Origin of the sequence: Vibrio amylolyticus, from assembly GCF_023145695.1 — a bacterium.
Lineage (GTDB): Bacteria > Pseudomonadota > Gammaproteobacteria > Enterobacterales > Vibrionaceae > Vibrio > Vibrio amylolyticus.
In genome coordinates, this window is record NZ_JAJHVV010000001.1 from 379972 (window position 1) to 403371 (window position 23400).

20 protein-coding genes are annotated in these 23400 nt (G+C 42.4%); 4 read left to right on the forward strand and 16 right to left on the reverse strand.

The annotated features are described in order from the left end of the window. The 3 genes from KP803_RS01710 to cysB all read right to left on the reverse strand — a co-directional run bounded on the left by KP803_RS01710 (window position 1) and on the right by cysB (window position 3347). Window positions 1-966 (reverse strand): ABC transporter substrate-binding protein, encoded by a 966-nt coding sequence (locus KP803_RS01710; RefSeq protein ID WP_248007099.1) that lies wholly within the window; start codon window positions 964-966, stop codon window positions 1-3. 159 nt (window positions 967-1125) lie between these two features. Beyond that, the gene (locus KP803_RS01715; protein WP_248007100.1) at window positions 1126-2319 is read right to left on the reverse strand and encodes a methyltransferase; all 1194 of its coding nucleotides are present in this window, start codon (window positions 2317-2319) and stop codon (window positions 1126-1128) included. A gap of 53 nt (window positions 2320-2372) precedes the next feature. Further along, the gene (cysB, locus tag KP803_RS01720; RefSeq protein WP_248007101.1) at window positions 2373-3347 is read right to left on the reverse strand and encodes an HTH-type transcriptional regulator CysB; all 975 of its coding nucleotides are present in this window, start codon (window positions 3345-3347) and stop codon (window positions 2373-2375) included. A 304-nt stretch (window positions 3348-3651) separates the two neighbouring features. Here cysB and KP803_RS01725 point away from each other — a divergent pair, with 304 nt between their 5' ends. Together KP803_RS01725 and miaE are read left to right on the forward strand one after the other, a co-directional pair. Further along, entirely contained in the window at window positions 3652-4416 is a 765-nt protein-coding gene (locus tag KP803_RS01725; protein ID WP_248007102.1) for a DNA repair protein, read from the forward strand. Between the two features lie 63 nt (window positions 4417-4479). Next, the gene (gene miaE, locus KP803_RS01730; RefSeq protein ID WP_248007103.1) at window positions 4480-5238 is read left to right on the forward strand and encodes a tRNA isopentenyl-2-thiomethyl-A-37 hydroxylase MiaE; all 759 of its coding nucleotides are present in this window, start codon (window positions 4480-4482) and stop codon (window positions 5236-5238) included. Between the two features lie 60 nt (window positions 5239-5298). Here miaE and pyrF read toward each other — a convergent pair whose 3' ends face one another. The 13 genes from pyrF to tig form a co-directional block, all read right to left on the reverse strand. Further along, window positions 5299-5994 carry an orotidine-5'-phosphate decarboxylase gene (pyrF, locus tag KP803_RS01735; RefSeq protein ID WP_248007104.1) on the reverse strand — a complete coding sequence of 232 codons (696 nt, stop codon included), beginning with the start codon at window positions 5992-5994 and terminating at the stop codon, window positions 5299-5301. A gap of 182 nt (window positions 5995-6176) precedes the next feature. Continuing rightward, window positions 6177-7346, reverse strand: coding sequence for a lipopolysaccharide assembly protein LapB (gene lapB, locus KP803_RS01740; protein ID WP_248007105.1), 1170 nt, complete (start codon window positions 7344-7346; stop codon window positions 6177-6179). 17 nt (window positions 7347-7363) lie between these two features. Beyond that, on the reverse strand, window positions 7364-7639 hold the full coding sequence (locus KP803_RS01745) for a LapA family protein (protein WP_248007106.1): 276 nt from the start codon (window positions 7637-7639) through the stop codon (window positions 7364-7366). Window positions 7640-7782: 143 nt separating this feature from the next. Beyond that, complete coding sequence (ihfB, locus tag KP803_RS01750) at window positions 7783-8064, reverse strand: integration host factor subunit beta (RefSeq protein WP_248007107.1); 282 nt, start codon at window positions 8062-8064, stop codon at window positions 7783-7785. Window positions 8065-8186: 122 nt separating this feature from the next. Further along, window positions 8187-9857, reverse strand: a complete 1671-nt coding sequence (gene rpsA / locus KP803_RS01755) for a 30S ribosomal protein S1 (protein WP_248007108.1) — start codon at window positions 9855-9857, stop codon at window positions 8187-8189. A 109-nt stretch (window positions 9858-9966) separates the two neighbouring features. Further along, window positions 9967-10647 carry a (d)CMP kinase gene (gene cmk, locus KP803_RS01760; RefSeq protein WP_248007109.1) on the reverse strand — a complete coding sequence of 227 codons (681 nt, stop codon included), beginning with the start codon at window positions 10645-10647 and terminating at the stop codon, window positions 9967-9969. 171 nt (window positions 10648-10818) lie between these two features. Continuing rightward, window positions 10819-11079 carry a ComEA family DNA-binding protein gene (locus KP803_RS01765; protein ID WP_427916918.1) on the reverse strand — a complete coding sequence of 87 codons (261 nt, stop codon included), beginning with the start codon at window positions 11077-11079 and terminating at the stop codon, window positions 10819-10821. Between the two features lie 183 nt (window positions 11080-11262). After that, entirely contained in the window at window positions 11263-13119 is a 1857-nt protein-coding gene (ppiD, locus tag KP803_RS01770) for a peptidylprolyl isomerase (protein WP_248007111.1), read from the reverse strand. Window positions 13120-13291: 172 nt separating this feature from the next. Further along, on the reverse strand, window positions 13292-13570 hold the full coding sequence (locus KP803_RS01775; protein WP_345791540.1) for an HU family DNA-binding protein: 279 nt from the start codon (window positions 13568-13570) through the stop codon (window positions 13292-13294). Window positions 13571-13761: 191 nt separating this feature from the next. Beyond that, on the reverse strand, window positions 13762-16107 hold the full coding sequence (gene lon, locus KP803_RS01780; protein WP_248007112.1) for an endopeptidase La: 2346 nt from the start codon (window positions 16105-16107) through the stop codon (window positions 13762-13764). A gap of 136 nt (window positions 16108-16243) precedes the next feature. Beyond that, window positions 16244-17524 carry an ATP-dependent protease ATP-binding subunit ClpX gene (gene clpX / locus KP803_RS01785; RefSeq protein WP_248007113.1) on the reverse strand — a complete coding sequence of 427 codons (1281 nt, stop codon included), beginning with the start codon at window positions 17522-17524 and terminating at the stop codon, window positions 16244-16246. 81 nt (window positions 17525-17605) lie between these two features. Continuing rightward, window positions 17606-18232, reverse strand: coding sequence for an ATP-dependent Clp endopeptidase proteolytic subunit ClpP (clpP, locus tag KP803_RS01790; protein WP_248007114.1), 627 nt, complete (start codon window positions 18230-18232; stop codon window positions 17606-17608). A 102-nt stretch (window positions 18233-18334) separates the two neighbouring features. Further along, the gene (gene tig / locus KP803_RS01795) at window positions 18335-19642 is read right to left on the reverse strand and encodes a trigger factor (RefSeq protein WP_248007115.1); all 1308 of its coding nucleotides are present in this window, start codon (window positions 19640-19642) and stop codon (window positions 18335-18337) included. Window positions 19643-20172: 530 nt separating this feature from the next. Here tig and KP803_RS01800 point away from each other — a divergent pair. Together KP803_RS01800 and KP803_RS01805 are read left to right on the forward strand one after the other, a co-directional pair. Continuing rightward, window positions 20173-22002 carry a sensor histidine kinase gene (locus KP803_RS01800; protein WP_427916912.1) on the forward strand — a complete coding sequence of 610 codons (1830 nt, stop codon included), beginning with the start codon at window positions 20173-20175 and terminating at the stop codon, window positions 22000-22002. Continuing rightward, a complete protein-coding gene (locus KP803_RS01805) occupies window positions 21995-23335 on the forward strand; it encodes a sigma-54-dependent transcriptional regulator (protein ID WP_248007116.1) in 1341 nt (446 codons plus the stop codon). Before KP803_RS01800 ends, KP803_RS01805 begins: the two co-directional genes overlap by 8 nt. The last annotated feature ends 65 nt before the right edge of the window (window positions 23336-23400 follow it).

The following is a 23400-nucleotide window of genomic DNA, read 5'->3' on the forward strand; positions in this document are numbered from 1 at the left end:
CTATTTTACGCTTGTTGCGCGATCTAGAACGGTTTGAGGAATGGTGACCCCAAGTTGTTTTGCAGCAGAAGCATTTACAACCAAATCAGACCCTTTTGCAATTTTCACATCAAGGTCTCCCGGTTTCTCGCCTGCTAATATTGCCGCGACATAATCCGCTGTTTGGTAGCCTACTTGATAGTAGTCAAACCCTAAACTTGCAATCGCGCCTTTCTCTACATAAGAGGTTGCACCACCCAATACTGGAGTGCTCGCTTGGTTAGCGGCAACGATCATGCCTTCGATTGCGCTTGCAACTGTATTATCAGTTGGCGCGTAAAGTACATCCGATTTTGCAGCAATGGCCTGTGTCGCTGATTGAACATCAGCACTTTTAAGAGCCGTTGCTTCTACCACAACAAAACCTTGTGCCTTAGCACTCTTTTTGAGTAGATCGACAAGCGTCACTGCATTTGCCTCACCAGGGTTATAGACAACACCAATCGATTTAGCTTCAGGTAAGATCTCTTTAATAAGCTGTACATGTTGATCAACTGGAGATAAATCAGAAAGGCCCGTTACATTTTTACCTGGTTGTTCTAACTGCTTAACCAATTTCGCTCCAATTGGATCCGTCACAGCGGTAAATACGACTGGAATGTTTCGAGTAGCAGCGACTAATGCTTGAGCTGTTGGAGTTGCGATACCAACCAGTACATCAGGATTTTCACCAATGAATTGACGTGCAATTTGAACAGCAATCGCTGGATTGCCTTGAGCGGTTTTGTAATCAAACTCTAAGTTCTTACCTTCTTCATAGCCCTTGGCTTTTAAACCATCGAGTAACCCTTGTCGAGTCGCATCCAGTGCTGGGTGTTCTACGATCTGTGAAACTGCAACTTTTGCCGTTTTTGCTATGACTCCAGTTGATGAGAGTAGCGCAGCGCTGGCAAAAACTGCCGCTGCTAGAATTTTACCTGCCTTCATCTTAACTCCTTGATTTAAGCAACTTAGTAGTGGATGTTGTATTTGGTTATTATTTTAATTGTACATTTAGTATGCACAGTCAATATTATTACCAGTTACTTAAAACAAAGGGAAGAAAGCGTTAACATTAGAGCAACAAAAAAGAGACATTAAGACAGTTTAGTTACGGTACGCGTGCAGCAAAATATTTCTTGGCGTCATCTCTCGTGGGCAAAACTGAGAAAGTGTCACTTGATAACCTCTCTCTTGTAGATATAACGCTTTATCCAAAACAAGCCACATCTCCAATGGACGTCTAAACAGCTGCTGAATCAGACTGATTCGCTCCATTTGCCAAAATCGAGCCTCGCCTCTTAGCTGGTACTCCTCAAAATTGACATCGGGCAAATCGATTAATTTCAGATTCGTAGCCCAATTACAAAATGATTCGAAGCCTAACGACAATTGGGATTTTTTGATGCTTGGTATCGGAATATATTCATCCGTTAAACCTAACTCTCGAAGCATAAGATCAAAGCCTAATCGATAAGACATTTCCTGAAAGCGATGCCTCTTTACGCGCTCCCCACCAGTAACAGTCTCCTGCAATGGAATCCTTAAATCATGCTTCGAAAGCGTTAACTGGGAAGACTGCCCTGATTGCGACATTGGCTGATAGTGATCGCCTTGAATAAGATGATAACAACAAGGAGATATAGTGATGGCAGGCAGCTCTAACTGAGAGGCTTTGTACAAAAGGCTAGAATGTAGATCACCACAGGCATGTAGAGCGACCGCATGCTGATCAGGGGTCATAATGGAAAGAGCTTTCTCAGATAGCGCATCACCTTGAACAAAAGAGATAGGAAGTTCGAGAGAGTTTGCCCCCCTTTGCCCTGACTCACACAATGCTCCTTGATACTCCAAACTTGTTACTTTCTGACCGCTGCTCGCAGCAAGCACTCTTCCCAAGTAGCCTTTTCCCGAACACCACTCAAGCCACTCACTACCATAATGCGAGTTAACTGAAGCGTGTCCCATTGCTAGAATTTGTTCTAGCTTTCGCCCAGGAATGCCACGAAATAGGTGCGAAGAGAAATCAAATTCGTGAGCCTCTAATGCCGGTAACGATATCAATGATGTAATGCTGTTGAGCTCAGGGAAAAAGGAGCTCAGAGAGTGAGTAAGCTTTGAAGTATCGACTTTGTAAGCTTCGATCTCTGTATTTGTTAATGAGTCTAGCCATGTTGAGAGATTCGGATGGGAGTCATCCCAAGGATAATCCGAGCAAAAGCTGTGATGAAATGGTTCAGTTCGCCAAAATTGCTGGTGATTAAGTATAAATTGGTCGAGTTCTTTAAAGTGGTTTTGCATGACTTCCCCCATAATCTGGTAGTTTAAGAGGAAGTCATACTATTAGAAAGGTTTTAACGAACTGGAAGCTCAATATCTTTGAACATTTCCTCAATTTCAGCATTCGACTTCAGCGATGTGGCTCTTTCGACAACAGGTCGTGTCAAATGAGGGGCAAAGCGTTCCATAAAGTCATACATGTAAGTACGTAGGAACGTCCCTCTACGGAATCCTATACTCGTTGTACTTGCTTCGAAAATATGACTAGCATCGATAGCAACTAAATCGTCATCCATCTCTTTGTCGATCGCCATGCTTGCTATCACACCCACACCAATCCCCATTCTTACATAGGTTTTAATGACGTCAGCATCCGTCGCCGTAAAGACAACTCTAGGTGTTAACCCTTCTTTATTAAATGCAGTATCTAACTCAGATCGCCCAGTGAAACCAAATACGTATGTCACCAGCGAGTAATTGGCCAAGTCTTGTATTGTTACGTGAGACTTAGCCGCAAGAGGATGATCTTTGGTTACAACAATTGAGCGATTCCAGTGATAGCAAGGCAACATTATCGCATCTTGATATAAGTGGAGAGCCTCGGTTGCAATGGCAAAGTTTGCCGTGCCTTTGGCTATCGCTTCCGACATTTGGCTTGGCGTTCCCTGATGCATGTGTAGAGACACTTTAGGGTAGCGAGACGTAAACCCTTTAATAACATCTGGCAAAGCATAACGTGCTTGTGTATGCGTCGTTGAGATATTCAATGTGCCCTTTTCAGGATGAGTATGTTCCCCAGCAACGGCTTTAATACTCTCGACTCTAGATAAAATTTCTTGAGATATTCGAATAATGTCGAGACCAGCGGGTGTAACTTGGGTGAGGTGTTTACCACTTCGCTCAAATATTTCTATTCCTAGCTCATCTTCAAGCAAACGAACTTGTTTACTGATCCCTGGTTGAGATGTATATAAGCTTTCTGCTGTCGCTGAGACGTTTAGGTTATGGTTTACAACCTCAACAATGTATTTAAGCTGCTGTAGTTTCATTATATGACCTCGAAATCCTTGCCGACGGTCTAGTAGGCACTAATAGTTTATAATTATTAGTTATAACGCTAATGCGCTACAATTGGTAGACAAATTGGAAAGTCGCATCGAGTTCGCTCATTTGTCATCCGAAGCAAACTCATTTTTTGCAAGCTAACCCTCATATTACTGTGCTAATTCAAACTTTTGGTTAATAATCAAATTACAAACAGTGATAATAAAGTGTTGCTATATAGGTGCCGATGTTGAGTCGGTTCGTGTATCCTAAAGGGATAGCCATCTAAAACACAAAGATATGGAATTTATGGATATTGGATTAATTATTGCTCTAGTGGCTATTTTACTGGTGTTAGTGCTTGGTTATAACATCATGCTGCAATACAAAGTAAAAGTTGAAACAGCTAAGAAACAAGAGTCTGCTCGCTATATTGCCATCATAGATGCAACTGAAGATCTTATTGGTAATGCTCACCATATGCCTTTTAGCAAAGAGCTTCTTATTTGCCTTAACACTCGTATCCTTGATGCTCTTAACAATATGCAAGAGCTCGATCCAAAGAACAAACAGTTAGCGCAACGTGTTGAAAATATGAAGCAACAAATCAATCAACTGCGAGATAACTACCAAGGCGGTGACAGTACAACCTTCAAAGTACCAAGCAGTGATAAGCAGGCGATCGTCATGCTTAAACTTGTTAAGAGGTTGCGCGATACTATTCGTAGTGAACACAACAAAGGACGCTTCGAAACACAATCTTACGTAGCCGAAAATGCAAGATTAGAATCTATTCAAGTGCGCATCAATATTGAAAATGTTATTAAGCGTGCGAACGATGCGATCGTACGTGGCCAGCCAGGAACAGCGATCCAGCTACTGAAGAAAGGGATTGATGCGCTTAGTTCGAAAAACGATGCGTACTCAAACCAAGCTCGTGAGAAGCTGCAAAAAATGTATGACGATCTAGAGCAAAAACGTCAAACAAAGAGTGCAGAAGAACTACAACATATCGAAGAAAAAGAGAAAGAAGACGATATGGATGCGCTATTTGGCGAAAAGAAAAAGTGGTAAAGATAGTTTCTATCCTAAGGCCGCGCAAAGCGGCCTTTTTTATTTAAAGTAGATATTAAGATCATGGACAACAAAGCCCTTCTAGAACCAATACTGAAGTTTTTACACTGCCCGACTCCAACATCCTGGATTGAGCAAGCTAAGCAGCCAGAAAGCATAGAGGTCATCTTGATAGACCATCTACTGTGCGAGCTCAAGGCCGGACAGTCCGCCATGTACCTATTACGAAAGTACGCCGTTAATAAAGCAAGTGCTGATCTACTTTTAGAGTGGTTCAAACCATTTGAAGAATTCGCTTATAAGAAGCGTGGGTCATTAGAGAGTTTGAAAGGGAAGAGCCAAATTAACAAAAATTTGATCGCAAAAGATAACTCTCCATATACTCAAGACTTGATTGATAAAATGGTTCTCTTGATCAAAGAAGAGCTTCACCACTTTTATCAAGTCTTAGAAATTATGACAGCGCGAGGAATTGAATATCGCCCTATTCCTGCAGGACGCTACGCAAAAGGAATGTTATCAAAAGCCGCAACCCATGAGCCGCAAACTCTTGTTGATAAACTGATTATTGGGGCATTCATAGAAGCGCGTTCTTGTGAGCGATTTGCGCTACTAGCACCACACCTTGATCATGATATGGAACGGTTTTATACCTCACTACTCCGCTCCGAGGCTCGGCACTATCGGGATTATCTAACATTAGCGGAGGATATCGCAGGTGAAGATATATCAGATAGAATTCAATATTTTGCTGAAATTGAAGGGGAGCTTATTTCAAGTAGCGACCAAGATTTTAAATTCCACAGTGGGTGTCCTTTATAAGGACATCCAAGGTATAAAAAAGGTCAGCATTTCGCTGACCTTTCCATTTGAACTGAACTTTTATGCTAGCGTCTTATTTATTTCGCTAAGCACTAATGCAGGATCAGCTGCTTGTGTAATTGGTCGGCCTATCACAAGGTAATCGGAGCCCGCTTGAATAGCGTCTACTGGGGTCATGATACGCTTTTGATCACCAACAGATGCGCCTACAGGACGTATTCCTGGTGTAACGAGTTTGAACTCTTGGCCTAGCTCACTTTTGAGCATCGAAGCTTCTTGCGCTGAGCATACAACGCCATCTAAGCCAGAGTTTTTAGTTAACGTCGCTAAACGAATGACTTGTTCTTGTGGTGCTACATTCAAACCAATGCCCGCCAGATCGTTTTGTTCCATGCTCGTTAGCACCGTCACACCAATCAGCATCGGTCGGTCTTTCCCATACGGTTCTAAAATCTCACGAGAGGCTGTCATCATGCGTTCACCACCACTAGCATGAACATTAACCATCCATACGCCAAGCTCCGCCGCTGCTTTTACTGCTTTTGAGCAAGTGTTAGGAATATCGTGAAACTTCAGATCCAAGAAAACAGAAAAACCACGCTTATGAAGCTCACGAACGAAATCAGGCCCAAACAAAGTGAACATCTCTTTGCCAACTTTAAGACGACAAGAGGAAGGGTCGATTCTATCGACGAATGCTAATGCATCTGCTTGCTTGTCATAATCTAGCGCAACGATCACTTTTTGGTCGTTCATCTTAACTCCTAAGTATAAATATCGATTGTTAATTGTTTCTATTGTTACTTTTTACAACCTTCATCTTTATCGTTTGCTCTAATAAAGAGCGTCACTCAAAAGTCAGATTGTAATAGCCTCGCATTAAGCGAGGCCATTGTATCTGTATTTTTATTGAAGGCTAACTATTATTACAAATCAGCCTACTCGCCATCTAAGCCCTTAATAGGCTTAATGACTCCCCATCCTTTACAAGAGGGGCAGTGCCAGTACATTGAATGTGTTGAGAAGCCACACTTTCGACAGCGATAGTGAGGCTTTACTTTAAGCTGTTCACCAACCAGTTTCTGCAATGTGCTTAAACTCTTTTTCGCTGGTCCCTCTTCAGCCTCAGCTAAATGGTAATCCATTAAGCGATAGAAACCTTTCATGGTCGGGTTTTTCACCAGTTGACGCGTTAGCAAGTCTTGGGCTGCTCCAGTACCTTCGTGCTGTGCGACTAATTGAGCTAGCATTAATTCAGCCGACACACCTGATTTTTGAGAAATACAACGTCTCAAGAACTCTACTAACCCATTTTCATTACCTAGGTGATGGTAACAGTCTGCTAATATTGGCAATACTTCGCCTACGAAGTCACTGTCTTGCTCTAAAACGTTTTCTAAATGCTCTATCGTTTCTTGATAGTTTTCAGACTCTAAATACTGCTTACCAAGCAGTATACTAGCACGGACACACTTAGTGTCCTCACTAAGAGCTCGCTTATAATACTGTATGGATTTGCTGATATTACCGTCTTGCTTCTCTTGGATGGCCAGTTCACACCAGAAGTGAGCAATGGATTTCTTTATCCTTGGCTTGCCAAGCTTCACTAATTGCTCTGCTAAATAAATGGCTTTGCCCCACTCTCTTGTTTGCTGATAAATCGAAACAAGCTGTTGAAGTGCGGCTTCTCGGTGATCAGGCTCTTCTATTAACTGTTCAAAGATTTTCTCGGCACGGTCCAAAAAACCAGAAACCATGTAATCTTTAGCTAGTTGTTGAAGCGCAATGTTTTTCTGATCAATCGTTAAGCCAGAGCGAGAAATTAAATTCTGGTGAATTCGTATGGCTCGATCAACTTCTCCCCGTGAGCGAAAAAGATTGCCTAAAGCAAGATGAGTATCGATCGTATTATCATCGACTTGAAGCAATTCGATAAAGTGATCGACTGCTTTATCTGACTGATCAGAAAGAAGGAGGTTTAAGCCCGTAACGTATTGACGAGATATTTGGTTGGACTGTTTTTGCTTATCTTGTTGGGCACTACGATTACCCATATACCACCCATAGGCAGCGGCAATTGGTAATAACAAGAAAAGGATTTCTAACATCTAAAAGAGTCTACCGTTTATACTTTGGATTGAGCAACAGGTGTTTCTGGGCTGAGTTTGTTTAGCTTTTTGTTTAGCTTACGAACTTGGAGCTGAGACTTAAAGTGTAGGCTACCAAAAATCAACCAAGCCAAAGAAAAGCCACTAACAAATACGACACCGAGCAACGTTGATAGGTGAAAATCCCCTTGAGCTAGCAGATAGTTAAAAGTAACAACTGCCTGATTCTGAGATCCTAAAGCCAGTGCAATTAGGAAAAGAGCAAGAACTACAATGATTTTAATTATTTTCATAATCAGTTACCCCAATATTCATAGCAGGTACGATTATGCAGGAAAAACACCTCACAAACCATGGCTATAAGTAACATTCTACTGATAAAAAAAACGACCAACAGGAAAGTTAGTCGTTTCTTAACAATCTTATAATTTACTATTTAAGACGCGTTAACGCGCTCACGTAGCTCTTTACCCGGTTTAAAGTGAGGAACATATTTACCCTCTAATTCAACTTTATCACCTGTTTTAGGGTTACGACCTACACGTGGCTCACGAAAGTGCAACGAGAAGCTACCAAAGCCGCGAATCTCTATTCTGTCACCACTCTCTAGAGTCGTCGCCATATGTTCTAGTATATCTTTTACAGCATCTTCTATTTCTTTCGCAGACAAATGTGTTTGCTCAGAACAGAGTCTTTCAATCAATTCAGACTTAGTCATAGTTTTCCTCGTTCGCTTTTCTTTTTAGAAATTATAGACCTATCGAGAAATTAAGCAAAAAAAAAAGGAGCCTTTCGGCTCCTTTCTTAGCTAACAGCTAATATTCTCTTATCGAGAAGCTATTATTCGCCTTTCGCAGCTTTAAATGCGTCAGCCATAGCATTACCAAACCCGCCGTCTTCAGACTTGTTCAGAGAAGCCATTGCTTCTTGCTCTTCAGCTTCATCTTTAGCTTTGATAGATAGGTTGATTACGCGGTTCTTACGGTCTACACCAGTGAACTTAGTTTCAACGCTGTCACCAACGCTTAGGATTAGAGATGCATCTTCGATACGGTCACGTGAAACTTCAGAAGCGCGGATGTAACCTTCTACGCCATCTTCAAGTTCAACAGTAGCGCCTTTAGCGTCAACTGCAGTTACTTTACCGTTTACAAGAGTACCTTTCTTGTTATCAGCAACGTATGCATTGAACGGGTCATTTTCCATTTGCTTAACGCCAAGAGAAATACGCTCACGCTCTGCATCTACTGCAAGAACTACTGCAGAGATTTCGTCGCCTTTCTTGTATTCACGAACAGCGTCTTCGCCAGTTGCGTTCCAAGAAATGTCAGATAGGTGTACTAGACCATCGATGCCGCCGTCAAGACCGATGAAGATACCGAAGTCAGTAATAGACTTGATCTTACCAGTAACTTTATCGCCTTTAGCTTGCGCTTCAGCGAATGACTGCCATGGGTTAGCTTTACACTGTTTCAGACCTAGAGAGATACGACGACGTTCTTCGTCAATCTCAAGAACCATAACCTCAACTTCGTCGCCTACATTAACAACTTTAGAAGGGTGGATGTTCTTGTTAGTCCAATCCATTTCAGAAACGTGTACTAGACCTTCAACGCCTTCTTCGATTTCAACGAAGCAGCCGTAGTCAGTTAGGTTAGTAACACGACCAGAAAGCTTGTGACCTTCTGGGTAACGTTTAGCGATAGCTACCCATGGATCTTCGCCAAGTTGCTTAAGACCTAGTGAAACACGAGTGCGCTCACGGTCAAACTTAAGAACTTTAACTTGGATCTCGTCACCTACGTTAACGATCTCTGATGGGTGCTTAACACGTTTCCACGCCATATCAGTGATATGTAGTAGACCGTCAACACCGCCAAGATCAACGAATGCACCGTAATCAGTAAGGTTCTTAACGATACCTTTAACTTCGCTACCTTCTTGTAGAGTTTCAAGAAGCTCATCACGCTCAACACTGTTTTCAGATTCGATAACAGCACGGCGAGAAACAACTACGTTGTTACGCTTCTGGTCAAGTTTAATAACTTTGAACTCTAGCTCTTTGTTTTCTAGGTGAGCAGTGTCACGAATAGGACGTACATCTACAAGAGAGCCTGGAAGGAAAGCACGGATACCGTTTAGTTCAACAGTGAAACCGCCTTTAACTTTACCGTTGATGATACCAACAACAGTTTCAGCTTCTTCGTAAGCTTTCTCAAGAACGATCCAAGCTTCGTGGCGCTTAGCTTTCTCGCGAGAAAGTTGAGTCTCACCGAAACCATCTTCAACAGCGTCTAGAGCAACGTCTACTTCAGCACCGATTTCAACTTCAAGTTCGCCAGCAGCGTTCTTGAACTGTTCAGCAGGGATAGCAGACTCAGACTTAAGACCAGCGTCAACAAGAACGAAACCGTTCTCGATAGCTACTACAGTACCTTTAACGATACTGCCTTGTTTAAATTCAGTTTCAGATAGAAACTCTTCAAAGAGTTGAGCAAAAGATTCAGTCATTATTTAATCTTCAATTAATTAAACGTCCATGGGTATCCTACCGCATGGGGTTGATAAATTCGCCAGTCATCATCCTTGCGACCAACGTTCTCAGTTGACTGAGTATAGACTACTCAGCCAATTTAGATTCTATAAACTTCATTGCTGTTTCGACCACTTCATCGATACACATCGACGTCGAATCTAGCAAAAGCGCATCATCAGCGGGGCGCAAAGGAGCTACCGCACGGTTGCGGTCTCGATCATCACGCTCTTGAATCTCGCTCAAAAGGTCGCCAAATTTAACATCTAAACCTTTATCTTGCAACTGTTTAAGGCGTCTATTCGCTCTCTCTTCAGCGCTTGCATCTAGAAATATTTTAGCTGTGGCATTAGGAAAAACGACAGTCCCCATATCTCTTCCATCAGCAACAAGGCCATTTTTCTCAGCAAAAGCCCTTTGGCGTCTCAATAGTGCTTCTCGAACACGGGGAAGAGCAGCAACTTTTGAGGCTGCCATACCTGTCTCTTCTTTTCTCAATTCGTGCGAGACATCTTCACCTTCGAGGATAACTTTAACTAAATCACCTTCGGCAATAAACTGCACATCTAAGTGAGTAGCAAGAGGAACAAGAACATCTTCAGACTCAGTGTCTAAGCCATGGTGAATCGCGGCTAACGCAAGCACTCGATATATCGCACCAGAATCAAGTAACTGATAACTTAATTTTTCGGCTAGTAACATACAAAGGGTACCTTTACCGGCGCCACTAGGTCCGTCTACCGTTATGACTGGTGTTTCAAGAGGCATATTTTACTCCACGTTATTTCATCGCGACACAATTTAGTATCAGCGTTATCGGCCGAAAATTATAATGCCTATAGTAGTTTGGTGCTAGTTACGATTGGAGTTTTTAGTAATTATTAGTGGGAAGGGAGAAAAACCAAACGCTTACTCAACCAGAGGAAGCGTTTATCTAAATTAGAGTTCGATACGAGTGCGGTTCTTATCTAGTATCGACTCACCTATACCTTTGACCTTCGTTAGCTCATCTAAGTGAGTAAAATCACCAAATTCATTACGATAGTCAACAATTGCCTGGGCTTTTTTCATACCGATTCCGCTAAGTAAGGTAGCCAGTTCTTCAGCACTCGCTTGATTAACGTTAACCGTTATTTCTATGCCCTCATATTTTTCTGACCCTGCGGCCATCAGTAAACTACTTGGTACCAGGAAAAGCATTAAGGTCAATAAAAGTGTTCGTATTAGCATGTGTGTCACTCCTCTTTATTCACATGCCTTTAGCGTACAAGTCTAGCTGACAACTATTTTAGAAATAGTAGAAAAACAAAACGGGCCGCTAATGCGACCCGTTTTAACTAAACTATCAATTACATTGAAAGTAGTGACTTAGCAGTAGTTCTATTACTGAGACACAATGTAGTAATCAATATCAGTATTTGCTCGAAGAATACTTAAGATACCAGAAAGGTCTTGTTGGTTATTCAGTTGAGTAAGCTGTGCGTCAACCTGAGATACAAATTGGTTGTCGATGTTTACTTCAACTTTATCCAGAGCAACAATCACGATGTTACCTTCAAAATCCTTAGCTTGACCATATACAGCGTTACCATCAACAGGTTTTGCCATAGAAAAAACCGTTTCAGCTAACGGGTCACGACGATCAATACTGGTTGATTCACTAAAGTTGAGACCATTTTGAGTTAGAACGCTATTATCGCCGTTTACTAACCCCTCAAGAACTGTCTCAGCAAGCTCAACCGCTTTTTGCTCACCTTTAACCTGCTTAAGTGCTTCAACTACTTGTTGTGAAACCTCTTCTAAAGGCAGAACTGTTTCATCGCGAATATCATCAACACGAACCACAATAATATGCTCAGGTGCGATTTCTATAACCTCTGAGTTTAGACCATCCTCTTTCACTTCAGGGCTTAAGAGAGCCTGTATAACAGCTTGAGAACGTAAAACTTCTGGCGCATCTTGAGCAGAAATGAAGTCCGTTGCTTGAATCGGTTGCGCTACGGCTTCTGCAGCATCGTCTAAGGAATCTGGGTATTCAAACGCAACTCTTTCAAGTTCATTTTGTAACTCATAAAACTCATCAACCGCTTTTTGCTCAGCCAACTCAGTAGCGATTTCCTCTTTTACATCGGCCAGGGGCTGTGCTTGGGAGTCTTTAAGCTCGTCGAGTTTAATAATGTGGTAACCAAAGTTAGATTCCACCACTTCAGAAACATCACCAACATTAGCTAAAGAGAATGCAGCCTCTTCAAATGTTGGGTCCATAACGTCACGTTCAATCCAGCCTAGAGACCCACCCTCTTCTGCGCTACCAAAGTCTTGAGAATTGTCTTCTGCTAGCTTAGCGAAGTCAGCCCCAGAATTAAGCTCAGCTAACAAACTGTCCGCAAGCGCTTTATCACCTTGAACTAAGATATGGCTAACTTTACGCTGCTCTTCAGTTGAATACTTATTAATATTATCTTGATAGTACTGTTCAACGTCCTGCTCTGAAACATCCACACCTTGTTTTAGTTGCTCAGCAGAAAGTTCAATATAGCCAACTTTAACTTGTTCAGGACGCGTGTAGCGAACTGAGTTTTCCTGGTAGAAAATGTCAATTTCAGCGTCGGACAACTCGATATTCTTCGCCATTTCCGCAACAGGAAGAGTAACAGTACGAACCTCACGACTTTGCATGATCAATTCGCTTTGCGCTTGTACTTCACCTTCTAATGAGAAGTCACTATTTTGCAGTGCGGTAAGAAGCTGATTACGAATTAGATCACGACGTAAATAAAGAGCGAAGCTTTCAGCAGAGAAGCCTGCACGACGAAGCGCTGCTTGGTAGATCTCTTGATCGAACTGGCCATTGTTTTGAAACTGAGGCATTTCTAAAATCATGGTTCGAATTTGCGCATCACTAACACGTAAGCCAAGAGACTCTGCGTGTTGCTCTAAAAGTAGGTCGTTAACCATTCTGTCTAACACAGATTTACGAAACGACTCAACATAAGCTGGGTCAGCAAGCATGCTAGAGAAATAATCACCTAGCTGAGACTGCATGCGATTGCGTTCATTTTGATAAGCTTGTTCAAAATCGCCGCGGCTAATTTCAGTATTGCCAACGGTCGCTGCTGAATTTGCGTTTCCGCCGATGATATAGCTACCTACACCAGCAAAAACAAATGAAAGGATAATAAGTCCAAGGACTATTTTAACAAAAGGGCCATTCACGCCTTCGCGAAACCGTTCCATCATAATTTAATTGCTCTCTGAAGACGAAGCACCAAGCTTCGACATGAAAAATTATTTGCGTGATGATACCAGAAAAAGAAATGCGCATCAGTAGGATGCGCATAAATATCATGGTCTATAAAGCGATTACTTAATCTTACAAAAGTAAGCTTTACAAAAGCCTAGATTGCAAAGCTTAGTTACAAGCGTCTTTAAGTGCTTTACCTGCTTTGAATGCTGGTACTTTTGCTTCTGCAATTTGAATCTCTTCACCCGTTTTTGGGTTACGGCCTGTACGTGCTGCACGAGTGCGAACACTGAATGTACCAAAGCCAACTAAAGCAACCTGATCGCCAGATTGTAAAGTTCCACCTACTGCTTCAATAAAAGCGTCTAGAGCGCGGCCTGCTGATGCTTTTGAAAGGTCTGCGTTCTCTGCAATCTGTTCTACTAGTTGTGTCTTATTCACTGTGATTCCCCTTTGTACTACCTGATTATTATTGTGTCGGTAGTTTCCGTTCCATTTACGTTTTTGAATATAGCTTAAGCCTTGATATGTATGGCTTGAGCCTTAGTTGATAACGTTAGCGTCCAAAAAAAACGCTGACAAGCATTTTTAAGCTAATCAGCGTAATCTTTTACTTATTTTTGCTACACATCACTCTTTTAGGCGGTAACTTCAATGCCTGAAGGGTCACTTTCGAGTGCTACTTTCAGGACATCATCAATCCACTGCACTGGAATTACCTTAAGATCAGCAATTACATTGTCTGGAATCTCTTCCAAATCACGCTCATTGTCTTTAGGAATCAAGACTGTAGTTATACCACCTCGGTGCGCTGCAAGAAGCTTCTCTTTTAATCCACCGATTGGTAAAACTTCACCACGTAGCGTGATTTCCCCCGTCATCGCAACTTCTGCTTTAACCGGGTTGCCTGTTAGGCTCGAAACCAATGCGGTACACATTGCAATACCCGCACTTGGGCCATCTTTTGGCGTCGCACCTTCAGGAACATGAACATGGATGTCACGCTTTTCGTAAAAATCGGTATTGATACCCAATTTTTCAGCACGCGAACGAACGACCGTCATCGCCGCTTGAATAGATTCCTGCATGACATCGCCAAGAGAGCCTGTTTGTGTCAGCTTACCTTTACCCGGCATTGACTCAGTTTCAATAGTGAGCAGATCACCACCAACCTGAGTCCAAGCTAGGCCCGTTACTTGACCAACACGATTACTTTCATCGGCTTTACCGAAGTCGTGACGCTGCACACCTAAATACTCTTTTAGGTTATCAATTGTCACAACAACAGATTTCAAATCTTTATCAAGTAAGATGTTCTTCACTGCTTTACGGCAAATCTTAGAAATTTCACGTTCAAGGCTACGAACACCCGCTTCACGCGTGTAGTAGCGAATGATACCGATGATCGCAGAGTCTTCGATGGTAATTTCTTTCGCTTTAAGACCGTTACGCTGAACTTGTTTATCAAGCAGGTGACTCTTAGCAATATTTAGCTTCTCATCTTCTGTATAACCAGATAGACGAATAACTTCCATACGGTCTAGAAGAGGCCCTGGAATATCCATCGAATTTGACGTTGCAACGAACATCACATCCGAAAGGTCATAATCCACTTCTAAATAATGATCATTGAATGCATTATTCTGTTCAGGGTCAAGAACTTCCAAAAGCGCTGATGAAGGATCACCACGCATATCAGAAGACATCTTGTCGATTTCATCCAAAAGGAATAGTGGGTTCTTCACCCCTACTTTAGACATCTTCTGAATAAGCTTACCCGGTAGAGAGCCGATATAGGTTCGACGGTGACCACGGATTTCCGCTTCATCACGAACACCACCTAATGCCATACGCGTATATTTACGCCCTGTTGCGGCTGCAATTGAGCGTCCAAGGGACGTTTTACCAACCCCAGGAGGACCAACAAGACATAAGATTGGGCCTTTAAGCTTATTAATACGGTTTTGTACTGCGAGGTATTCAAGAATGCGTTCTTTAACACGCTCTAAACCATAGTGATCTTCATTAAGTGTCTCTTCAGCTTTTGCTAAATTCTTCTTAACTTTCGAGCGTTTTGTCCATGGAACACCAACCATCCAATCAATGTAGCTACGAACAACCGTTGCTTCTGCAGACATAGGAGACATCATTTTAAGCTTTTGTAGCTCTTGCTCTGTCTTCTCTTTTGCTTCTTGAGGCATTTTTGAATCTTCGATCTTCTGCTTCAGAACCTCGAACTCATCAACGCCATCTTCCGTCTCGCCCAGCTCTTTTTGAATCGCTTTCATTTGCTCATTCAAATAGTACTCACGCTGAGATTTTTCCATCTGCTTTTTAACGCGGCCACGGATACGCTTTTCGACTTGAAGTATGTCGATTTCAGATTCCATCTGTCCCATTAAGAACTCTAAGCGTTGGATAACGTCTAGAATTTCAAGAACCTGTTGCTTATCGTCTAATTTCAGTGGCATATGCGCAGCAATTGTGTCAGCTAGACGCGCTGCTTCATCGATACCATTTAATGATGTCAGTACTTCAGGTGGAATCTTTTTGTTAAGCTTAATGAAACCTTCAAATTGATTGATCGCGCTACGTACAACCACTTCTTGTTCTTTTTCATCAAGATCGGGGGTTTCAAGAAATTGAGCTTCCGCTAGGAAAAACTCATTCTCTTTGAATTCTGTGATTTTTGCGCGTTGCTGCCCTTCCACAAGAACTTTAACTGTTCCATCAGGTAGTTTTAGTAGCTGTAAGATCGTTGCAACGGTGCCAACTGTAAATAGGTCTTCTTGCTCTGGCTCATCGGTATCCGCTTGCTTTTGTGCCACAAGCAGTACTTGTTTATTGTTATCCATTGCGGCTTCTAAGCAATGAATAGATTTTTCACGACCCACAAATAAAGGGATAACCATATGAGGGTACACCACTACATCTCGTAGAGGCAGGACGGGGATCTCGATACGCTCGGAACGTTCCAAGTTCATATTATTCTCTCTTCCGCTTTCATATTTAACGTATGACTGATTATGATTATATGGGGGCTAATAGTTGGGATTCAATAACAGAAATAAAAAAAGGAGGTAATTGATTACCTCCTTTTAAAACAAATGCCTAGATGCTTTAGTCAGCGCCTGCTGCTTGGTTATCTGTATTACTGTAAATCAGCAATGGTTCAGATTCCCCGTTAATTACCGTTTCATCGATAACAACTTTACTCACATCAGTTGCAGATGGTAGCTCATACATTGTTTCTAGAAGAACGCCTTCTAAAATAGAACGAAGACCACGAGCACCTGTTTTACGGTTCATCGCTTTTTTCGCGATAGCTCGCAACGCATCCTCTCTAAATTCTAGCTCTACGTTTTCTAAGTCAAACAACGCACCATACTGTTTTGTTAATGCATTTTTTGGCTCACATAGAATTTGAATCAGAGCTTCTTCATCGAGTTCAGTCAGAGTCGTTGTTACCGGAAGACGACCAATAAATTCAGGAATTAACCCATATTTTACTAAGTCTTCAGGTTCTACTTTCTTAAACAACTCACCGATAGTACGAGTTTCATCTTTCGAGCGAACATCCGCACCAAAGCCAATACCACTACCCGTTTCAACTCGTTGTTCAATCACTTTATCTAGGCCAGCGAATGCGCCACCACAGATAAATAGAATCTTCGATGTATCAACTTGTAGGAATTCTTGTTGTGGATGCTTTCGACCACCTTGAGGCGGAACTGAAGCAACAGTACCTTCAACAAGTTTAAGCAACGCTTGCTGTACACCTTCACCAGACACATCTCGTGTAATCGATGGGTTTTCAGCTTTGCGAGAGATTTTATCAATCTCATCAATGTAAACAATGCCGCGTTCTGCTTTAGCAACGTCATAATCACACTTCTGCAGAAGCTTCTGAATGATGTTTTCTACATCTTCGCCAACATAACCGGCTTCAGTTAATGTCGTCGCATCAGCCATTGTAAATGGTACATCAAGGAAACGGGCAAGAGTCTCAGCCAATAGCGTTTTACCACTACCAGTAGGACCGATAAGAAGAATATTACTCTTACCTAACTCTACACCTTCACTCGTTGTATCGCCGTTGCGTAAACGCTTGTAGTGGTTGTATACCGCTACTGCTAGCACTTTTTTCGCGTAATCTTGGCCAATTACATAGTCATCAAGGTGTTCACGAATCTCTTTTGGCGTTGGTAACGCCTCAGATTGCTTCTTAGGTAGAACGTCCTTGATCTCTTCACGAATAATGTCATTACATAAATCGACACATTCATCACAGATGTAAACGGAAGGGCCTGCGATTAGCTTGCGAACTTCGTGTTGGCTTTTGCCACAGAAAGAACAGTAAAGCAGTTTACTGCTACCACTCTCTTTGCTTTTGTCTGTCATTCGCTAACCTCTTAGCCTTTACTCTTTATATTTGAGTGTATATCAAATCTACTCGAAATGCGTGGAGCTTTTAGGATTAAATCACTCTGCATTTCGTGATAATACTGAATCAACTAAGCCGTACTCTACTGCTTGATCCGCTGACATGAAATTGTCACGATCAGTATCACGCTCAACCACTTCTAAAGGTTGGCCTGTATGTTCAGCAAGTAGTTTATTTAGCTTCTGCTTAATTGTTAAAATTTCTTGTGCGTGAATCTGAATATCAGATGCTTGGCCTTGGAAGCCGCCCAATGGCTGATGGATCATTACACGAGAGTTTGGTAATACGTGACGTTTACCTGGAGCACCACCTGCAAGTAGGAATGCGCCCATTGAACAAGCTTGTCCCATACATACAGTACTAACATTAGGCTTGATGTACTGCATCGTGTCGTAGATCGACATACCCGCCGTTACGCTACCGCCAGGAGAGTTGATGTATAGGAAAATATCTTTATCTGGGTTTTCTGACTCAAGGAACAACAACTGCGCAACCACAAGGTTTGCCATTTGATCTTCAACTTGACCAGTCAAAAAGATGATGCGTTCTTTTAATAAGCGAGAGTAGATATCATAAGATCGCTCGCCGCGGGAAGTCTGTTCAACCACCATTGGCACTAACGCGTTTAGAATCGGTGACATTGCATTTTGTTCTTGTAAGCTCATATTCTTATGTCCCTAAAATAAATGGTCCGGATGATGAATATCATACGGACCATTGTTAGCAGAATAGTTCACATCAAGTCAACTACCTACGCAATATATTGCTTACTGAGCAGGTTGCTGCTGGTTCATTAGCTCGTTAAAGCCAACTTCTTTTTCAGTAACCTGAGCTTTGGAGATGATTGCATCAACAGCTTGCTCTTCTAGAGCTACGTTACGCATGTTGTTCATCATTTGCTCGTTTTGCTCATAGTAAGCAACAACTTCAGATGGATCTTCGTAAGCAGTCGCCATCTCTTGGATGATTGCTTTTACTTTCTCATCGTCAGCTTTTAGCTCTTCAGACTTGATCACTTCACCTAGAAGAAGACCAACAACTACGCGACGCTTAGCTTGCTCTTCGAAAAGTTCACGTGGAAGTTGCTCAGCAGCTTCTGGGTTACCACCGAAACGTTGTGCAGCTTGTTGACGTAGAGTAACGATCTCTTGGTCAATAAGTGCCACAGGAACGTCGATGTCGTTTTGCTCAACAAGACCGTCAATCGCTTGCTCTTTGATGCGGTTCTTAACAGCTTGCTTAAGTTCGCGCTCCATGTTCTTACGAACTTCAGTTTTAAGAGCGTCAACGCCGCCTTCAGCTACACCGAACTTAGAAACGAACTCATCGTTGATTTCTGGTAGTTCACGAGCTTCAACTTTGTTTACTTTGATTGCAAACTTAGCTGCTTTACCTTTTAGGTTTTCAGCGTGGTAATCTTCTGGGAAGTTTACGTCGATTTCAAATTCCATACCTGCTGTTTTACCAGTGATACCGTCTTCAAAACCAGGGATCATACGACCTGCGCCCATTTCTAGAGGGAAGTTTTCAGCTTTACCGCCTTCAAACTCTTCACCGTCGATAGAACCAACGAAGTCGATAGTTGCACGTGTGCCTTCTTCAGCAGCTGTGTCAACTTCTGCCCATGTAGCTTGTTGCTTACGTAGAGTATCGATCATCTCTTCTACGTCGCTGTCGTTAACTTCTACTGCTGGCTTTTCAACAGTGATGCTATCTAGGCCTTTAAGCTCAACTTCTGGGTAAACTTCAAAAGTTGCAGTGAAAACTAGGTCTTCGCCTGCTTTGTTTTCTACTGGAGCAAATGTAGGTGCGCCAGCTGGGTTTGTTTTTTCTTTAACGATAGCTTCGATAAAGTGACGCTGCATCACTTCGCCTAGTACATCTTGACGTACTGCTTGGCCGTACATCTTCGCTACCATTTTCATAGGCACTTTGCCTTTACGGAAACCATCGAAACGACGATTTTTAGCGATGTTACGTAGTTCAGCTGTAACAGCATCTTCGATGTTCGCAGCAGGAACAGTAATATTAAGACGGCGCTCTAGGCCTTCTAGCGTTTCAACAGTAACTTGCATTTTTTAAACCTCAAAAGTGGCTCAGTAATCTGAGCAGGTGAGCCAACATATATATCTATAAGTAGCTGCATCTTTGTACGACATTGATACCGTACTTAATTAAATTGAGCATCAACACTAGAATCATCTAGCGTTGGACTAATCAGTGATATCTTCACTTTCATTTGCATTTGCAATTGGATGCGACACGTCGAAACAACCACTTCAGCAAATAGAAGGTATCTCCTATTAGTCTCAGGACAAAATTTTAGACGCAGCATTCTAACGGGCGAAGAGCACACTGTCGAGCCGTTCACCGCTACAGGATGATGCATAAGTCTAATTTTTTAACTGACTGCTGTAATTTCCACCATCGGAAATTACACCTATGAATAAAGTGGGGCTGACTAGGTCATTTTCAAGAGAATGTTTGGTTTTTTTTAGCAAAAATACCAAAAAGAGATCTTGCTCCTGTTTTAGACCGCAGAATCGATAACTTTTTGAGCGTCTATGTATACCAACAATTATCCTGTCGTTTCAGCTTAGCAAGGATGCGTACGGTGAGAATAAGGAACATTAATCTATCTTTCATGGTCACCTTTGCCCTCATTGCATCGATGGGTTCAACGACGGTTTGGGACACAGAAAAACAACGTATTTACGATTCTCATCAAGCACAACTGGATCGTTTCTCTGAATACATCTCGTCCAAGCTCGATAAATATACTCATATCCCCCAACTTCTTTCTAAAGACAGGGAACTTCAAGACGCGCTTATCTCACCCAATAACAGTGCTCAAATTGACATCACTAATCGCTATTTAGAACAGGTTAATAGTGTCATTCAAGCCGCCGACACCTATTTATTAGATCGAAATGGAACCACGATAGCGTCTAGTAACTGGAACATATCACGCTCTTTTGTGGGGCGGAACTTTGCATGGCGACCTTACTTTCAAGAAGCAATGGAAGGAGAGACAAGTCAGTACTTTGCGCTCGGCTCAACATCGGGGCAACGTGGCTACTACTACTCTTACCCCATTATTGTCGCCGCCGAGGTTATTGGTGTCGCGGTGGTTAAAATGGACTTATCTTTAATTGAAGAGAGTTGGCGAGGAAAAGACAATTTCTTTGTGGTCACTGACCCTGACAACGTTGTGTTTATGTCGAATCAGCCAAGCTGGTTATTTAAAAGCCTAACGACGTTAAGTGACGCGCAGCGGAATCGTATCAAAAACAGTCGACAGTACCTTGATACCGTTATACGTTCACTTGGATTCCAAGATGAATCTACTAATACTGAAAGCATACTAACGACCCCACATAAAACGGGTTTGCTGTCCGATTATCTTGTCTCATCTCGAACACTAGGAACGTTGCCATTAACAATCAAAGTTCTTACGTCTCAGCGTCAACTCGTATGGAGTTCAACTGGCTTTATTACCGTGCTGACTTTGATTTTTTGTATCGCCTATCTAGCCACTTTATTGGTTTACAATCGACGTCAAAAGCACAGACAACTCGAACAATTACAGAATGAAGCAAAGCAAAAACTAGAATTTCAAGTCATGACTCGCACCTCTGAGCTACAAGCGGAAATAGGCGAGAGAGTCAAAACAGAAAAAGTACTCAGACACACCCAAGAAGAGCTGATTCAAGCAGCGAAACTTGCCGTATTGGGCCAAATGTCTGCCAGTATCAGTCACGAGCTCAACAATCCTCTAGCAGCCATACGTAGCTTTGCAGACAACGGACGCCGATTTTTGACCAAAGAGAAGCTCGACAGAGTAGATGACAACCTATCTCGCATATCCGCTTTGACAGAGCGAATGGCTAAGATTAGCGATCAACTGCGATCTTTTGCCCGAAAGAGTGATCAAAGTGAGCAATCTCTGGCCTCTATACAACCTGTTCTTGATGCCTCCATTGAACTTATGGCCCCACAGATTAAATCCAATATGATCACGCTGTCAAAGACCCTTTCTCCTGACATTCCGAAGGTGACCATAAACTCAATTCAACTTGAACAAGTGCTCGTTAACCTATTAACCAATGCTGTCCAAGCCTTAGAGGGGCGAGAAGATAAAGTGATTCTCTTAAACACAGTAGCAACTCAGCGTCACTTGATCATGACAATAGAAGACAATGGTCTAGGCATTAAAAAGCATCAGGCTCAACAGCTCTTTGAACCGTTTTATACCACTAAGAAAAACGGCCTTGGTTTAGGCTTGTCCATTTCCAATCAGATAATCCAAGCCATGAATGGCACTCTTAGCTATTGTGACTCCCAATTAGGGGGCGCTTGCTTCACGATTCAACTCCCTGTGCCAGATACAGAAGAAATACCTAACGATTCAAATGAAAGGAATTCGAATGAGTGACGTCTATTTTATTGATGATGAAATCGATATTCGTACCGCAATTGAACAAAGCTTCGAGCTAGAGGATATAAATGCTCGTTTTTTTCCATCAGCCGAAGAAGCTTTACTAGCAATTAAAGAGGAAGGTGCCCCAAAAGTCATTGTCAGTGATATCTGTTTACCTGGTATCTCGGGGGAGAATTTACTCTCAACAGTACTAAAGCAGCACTCAGATGTTCCTGTTATCCTCATTACCGGTCATGGAGATATCTCAATGGCCGTCGCCGCAATACAAAATGGGGCTTACGATTTTATCGAAAAACCCTTCTCTCCATCCAGACTGATAGAGACGATTAATAGAGCGATCGATAAACGCAATCTCACCCTAGAAAATGAAGCGTTGAAGCGGACGCTTAAGGCAAGTCAGACCTTAGGTCCACGCATAATTGGTGAAACACAAGCAATAAAGGCACTCAGAGAAACAATCAGTCACATCGCCAATACACAGGCCGATATTTTACTCTTTGGTGAAACCGGCACGGGTAAAGAGCTTATCGCTCGCTCTTTGCACGAGCAAAGTGACAGAAGAGAAGAAAACTTTGTCGCCATTAACTGCGGGGCGGTACCAGAGAACCTTATCGAAAGTGAGCTTTACGGTCACGAAAAAGGCGCGTTTACTGGTGCAGAAGCGCTGCGAGTTGGTAAACTCGAACACGCCCAAGGTGGAACACTATTTCTAGATGAAATCGAATCGATGCCGATGCAAGCCCAGATTAAACTATTACGCGTTTTACAAGAGCGGCAATTTGAGCGTGTTGGATCCAATACTCTTCATGGACTCAACATCCGTGTCATAGCCGCAACGAAAGTGGATTTAAAACTGGCTGCAAAGGAAGGGACATTTCGAGAAGATCTCTATTACCGCCTCAACGTTGTGACTCTCGACTTACCGCCATTAAGAGAAAGAAAAGAGGATATCCCAACTCTCTTTCACCACTTTCTGTTGGTCGCTGCTGCCCGCTTTGGCAAAGCTGCCACAACGTTACCCAATTCAGAACTTGCAAAAATTCTATCCCACAATTGGCCTGGTAATGTAAGGGAGCTTAGGAATGCCGCTGAGAGATTTGTCTTATTAGGGCAGCTTGGGCACTTAGGGGAAGCGCCCATTGATGTGGACGCGAACTGCTCATTATCACAGCAAGTTAGTGAATTCGAAAAGGGAGTGATTGAGCAAACTCTGATTCAAACCAATGGCAGTATCAAAGAGACCATGGTGTTACTAGAACTGCCAAGAAAAACACTCTACGACAAAATGCAGCGATACCAGCTTGTTAAAGAAGAATATAAACCCTAACTGAAGAACCCCAGTAAACGTCATAAAATGGAATAATCGATATTCCAAACATTGCCTCCTCAAGA